This is a genomic window from Arthrobacter sp. NPDC055585, from assembly GCF_053619115.1.
In genome coordinates, this window is the sequence record NZ_JBSHIT010000021.1 from 1 (window position 1) to 4417 (window position 4417).

General features: G+C 65.2%; 4 protein-coding genes. 2 read left to right on the forward strand and 2 right to left on the reverse strand.

Annotated features, from left to right (window positions below):
• Nucleotides 1-34 precede the first annotated feature (34 nt).
• Together ACWGQ2_RS18335 and ACWGQ2_RS18340 are read right to left on the reverse strand one after the other, a co-directional pair.
• Complete coding sequence (locus ACWGQ2_RS18335) at nucleotides 35-967, reverse strand: VOC family protein (protein ID WP_452019643.1); 933 nt, start codon at nucleotides 965-967, stop codon at nucleotides 35-37.
• A gap of 44 nt (nucleotides 968-1011) precedes the next feature.
• Nucleotides 1012-2196, reverse strand: a complete 1185-nt coding sequence (locus tag ACWGQ2_RS18340; RefSeq protein ID WP_452019644.1) for a hydroxylase — start codon at nucleotides 2194-2196, stop codon at nucleotides 1012-1014.
• A 227-nt stretch (nucleotides 2197-2423) separates the two neighbouring features.
• Between ACWGQ2_RS18340 and ACWGQ2_RS18345 the strand changes: the two genes are divergently transcribed.
• Nucleotides 2424-3329, forward strand: a complete 906-nt coding sequence (locus ACWGQ2_RS18345; RefSeq protein ID WP_452019645.1) for an alpha/beta fold hydrolase — start codon at nucleotides 2424-2426, stop codon at nucleotides 3327-3329.
• A complete protein-coding gene (locus tag ACWGQ2_RS18350; RefSeq protein ID WP_452019646.1) occupies nucleotides 3326-4369 on the forward strand; it encodes a 2Fe-2S iron-sulfur cluster-binding protein in 1044 nt (347 codons plus the stop codon). The genes ACWGQ2_RS18345 and ACWGQ2_RS18350 overlap by 4 nt, the downstream gene beginning before the upstream one ends.
• Nucleotides 4370-4417 lie beyond the last annotated feature (48 nt).

A 4417-nucleotide genomic window follows, 5' to 3' on the forward strand; every position in this document is an offset into this window, starting at 1 on the left:
CGGCCGGGATGGCCGGGCCGAAACCGGATACGGGTTAGCCTGCCTGGGCGGCAGCCGCTTCCTTGGGAACAAACGCCGCGTAGGGCTCGGCGCCTGTGTGGTCGTGGCCCCAGTAGCTTTCAGCGGTGATTTCCTCGGCCGTGTAGTACGTCTCATCCACGAGCATGCCCTGGGTTCCGTACTCGATGTCCCAGCCGCCCGGAGCCCGGACGTAGAAGGAAACCATCTTGTCATTCGTGTGGCGGCCCAGGCTCGCGGTGATGTTGAAGTTCATGCCGCGGACCTTGTCCAGTGCCATGCCCACGGTGTCGAGGTCTTCAACCTCAACCATCAGGTGCACCAGGCCCGGCTCTTCACCGTGCGGTGCCGGGCCGATGGCCAGGCTGTGGTGACGCTGGTTGATGCCGAAGAAGCGGAACCGGACAGCGGGGCGCTGCGGGCCCAGGCGAACGGCGCCGCGAGGCAGGAACCCGAGGACATCGGTGTAGAAGGAAGTGGTTTCCTCCATCGCCGTCGTCGGCAGGACCACGTGGCCCATGCCCTGCGCACCGGTAACGAACTTGTGCGCGTAACCGGTCTTCAGCGGGCTGTGGTCCAGGCGCGGACCGAAGAAGACCTCCACCGGGGTTCCACCGGGATCGCTGAAGCTGATGACCTGCTCCAGGCCACGCTCATCGTTGGCTTCTTCGTCCAGCCACGTGACGGCGATGCCGGCGGCTTCGACGTCCTTGGCTACGGCAGCCAGAGCGAACTGGTCACGGACCTCCCAGCCCACGGCCAGCACTTTGTCCGAGTCACCGGGCAGCACGATCAGGCGTGCTTCCCGCTCATCCATGCGCAGGTAGAGTCCGTCGGGATCCGGCCCAACGACCTCGGCAAATCCCAGGCCCTCAACGGTCAGCTCGCGCCAGCGGGCAATGTGCTGGGTCTGGACCTTCAGGTAGCCCAGTCCACGGATATGAGTCATGATTTCCTCGCTTTACTTTTTGGGGTGCAACTGTTGGAGGGAAGCTAAACGGCGCCGGCCAGGTTTGCCGGGGGTTCGAGCCCCAGCTCGGTCAGGACAGCCGCGTGGTAGGTGGGGCCCGGAACGTGAATGGCGTGCGCACAGCCCATGTGCGCATCACGCCAGAAGCGCTGGATCGGATTGTTCATCCGCAGTCCGTTGCCGCCGGAACGGGAAAGGATCGCGTCAACGGCAGCCGTGGCGCGCCAGGCGGCCTGGATCTGCGTCCGGCGGCCCACTGCGCGCTGCTCAAGGCTGACTTCGCGCCCGGAAGCGACCGTGTCATAGATCCGGCTGATGTTGTCCAGCAGAGCTGCACGGGAGGCGCGGATTTCACCGGCGGCGTCACTGACCGCGTACATGTTGTACGGGTCCTCGACGGCCTTGAAGCCGTTGATCTGCATCCGGTCTCGCTGGTACTCAAGGTGCGAGTGGAGTGCACCTTCCGCGATGCCGATGACTGCGGCGGTCAGGCCCAGGGGGAAGAGGGAATAGAACGGGATCCGGTGGATCGGTTCGTTCTTGCCGGCCTCCCGGGCGACTTTGCCGTCAAAGAGATCGGTCTGGTCCACCACACGGTACTCGGGCACGAAGACGTCATTGATGATCACGTCCTTGCTGCCGGTCCCGCGCAGGCCCACGACGTTCCAAGAGTCCTCCACGATCGTGTAGTCCGGCCGCGGAACCACAACGTGCAGGGACCGGAACGGGGCGACCGGCTTGCCGTCGGGGCCGCCCAGGAAGGCACCCAGGATGACCCAGTCAGCGTGGTCCGTGCCGGAGGAGAACTGCCAGTGCCCGCTGAACCGGTATCCGCCGTCGACCGGTGTAGCCACTCCCATCGGGGCGTACGGCGAGGAAACCCAGGTGTCCTGGTTCTCGCCCCAGATTTCCGCCTGGAGCTTCGGGGACATCAGTTCCAGCTCCCAGGGGTGGACGCCGACGACGCCGGCAACCCAGCCGGCGGCACCGTCCAGGCTGGCGATCTGCATGACCGTCTCGGCAAACTCCACCGGATGGGCCCGCGTTCCGCCGTATTCCGGCGGTGCGAGCAGCTTCATTACGCCGGAGGCGCGCAGGATCTCCACGGTGGCATCGTTGAGCTTGCCCAGGTCCTCATTGACCTGGCCATAGGAGCGAAGCTCTTCGGCGCGCTCGGTGAGCACATCAGAACTTGCAGTGATAGTCATTGATCGCAACTCGCTTCCTCATTAAAGGACCTCTTCTTGGCCGCTGAGTGAAATCTAGGCCGGTTCCGGAACCGGCAAGGGGGAGGTCCCGTTCACTGGGATTCGCGTCCGGACGGACGGCCAAAGCCCGCTGCATCCCGGTGATTGGGACCCGCCGAACGCACGGCTGGCCGGGCACATATTCTCGGCCTAATCAGTAGAGACCCGTACCTCGAGGAGCCTGAGAAATGACCACCGATCTTGGCTACGTGCCCCAAAGCAGCACGGTCTCCGGAAACGGCCGGCCAACACTGCATGAGCTGCAGACCGGCCAGGGTGTCCTTCGCTGGCACCGCACCGGGGAAGGCCCGCCGCTGCTCTTCCTGCACGGCTCCGGCCCCGGCGTTACGGGCATGCGTAACTTTGGCGCCGTGCTGCCTGCCTTCGCGCAGCACTTCGAGTGTTTCGTCCTGGAGTTCCCCGGCTTCGGCGTGAGCGATCCGGTGGACGCCCACCCCATGTCCGCTGCGGTTCAGGCGGTCCGGGACTTCCTTGACGCCCAGGGTCTGGAGCAAGTGGACATCATCGGCAACTCGATGGGCGGCATGGCTGCCGTGCAGATCGCCATTGCCCTGCCCGAGCGGGTGCGCCGGCTCGTGACTCTGGGAGGCATGGGGCTGGGGATCTTCAGTCCGTTCCCGGCCGAAGGCATCAACCTGCTTGTTGAGTTCACCGAAGACCCAACCCATGAGCGGCTGCGCCAGTGGCTCTCCTCGATGGTTTATGACCAGGACATGGTCACCGAGGAGCTGATCAACGAACGCTGGGAGCAGGCGACCGATCCGCAGACGCTGGCCAGCGCGCGGCGGATGTACAGCCGCGCGGCAATGAACGCCATCGCAGCTTCCGCGGCGGACCCGGACACGGTTCCGGCCTGGGCGCAGCTGCACCGGATTCAGGCCCGGACCCTGCTGCTGTGGGGCCGCGATGACAGGGTGACTCCGCTGGACGGTGCCCTGGTGCCGCTGCGGACCATTCCCGACGTCGAACTGCATGTTTTCCCCAAGTGCGGGCACTGGGCAATGATCGAGCAGAAGGAAGCCTTCGAAAGCACTGTCCTTGCCTTCCTGCGCCGCCCGGAGGCAGCGCTGTGAGCGGCGTGGCAGTGAAGTCCCTGCAGGCCCGGGTAGTGGAGGTGATCCGCGAGACGGCTGACGCCCACACCCTCGTCCTGGAAACAGCGGCTGAAGACGGGACGCCGCTGGCCTACAAACCAGGCCAGTTCCTGACCATACGCATCCCGAGTGAGCGTCCGGGGGGAGCAGCACGCTGCTATTCGCTGTGCAGCTCGCCGCTGCAGGATGAGAAACTCAAGGTCACCATCAAGCGGACCCGGGACGGCTACGGCTCCAACTGGATCTGCGACAACGTGGTGGAGGGGCACATGCTGGAAGTCCTGCGCCCGGCAGGAACATTCACCCCGCAGACCCTGGACACGGACTTCCTGCTCTTCGCAGGAGGAAGCGGAGTCACCCCCGTGATGTCCATCCTGAAGTCCGCCCTCGCAGCGGGCACCGGAAACGTTGCGCTGGTTTATGCCAACCGCGACGAGTCCTCCGTGATTTTCCGGGAGGAACTCGTGGCGCTGGGCAAGGCCCACCCCGGCCGGCTGAGTGTCTTCCACTGGCTGGAGTCCGTCCAGGGCATCCCGGACCAGGACGCAATCGCCGCGCTCGCAGCACCGTACCGGGACCGTGAAGTCTTCATCTGCGGACCCGGACCGTTTATGGACTGCGTTGAGCGTGCCCTGGTATCGGTCGGGACTGCGCCGGAGCTGATCCATATTGAGCGGTTCGTCTCACTCGAAGCAGATCCCTTCGCGCCGGTGGAGACCGTCCTGCCGGAGGCTGGAGCCGATGCCCCCGTGGTGGAGGTGGACCTCGACGGAGTGAGCCGCAGCCTGAGCTGGCCGGAAGGAACCCGTCTCCTGGATGTCCTGCTGGGATCCGGGATCGAGGCACCGTACTCCTGCCGGGAAGGTGCCTGCAGCGCCTGCACCTGCCTGGTCCTGGAAGGGCAGGTGGGAATGGAGAAGAACGAGGTCCTGGACGCAGCGGACATCAAGGAAGGTTTCATCCTGGCCTGCCAGGCGGTGCCCCTGAGCGACAGGATCAGGATCACTTACGAGGCCTAGCCTGCACCTGCGCCGTTCGTGCGGCCCGGTTCCAGCTCGAACCTGGCC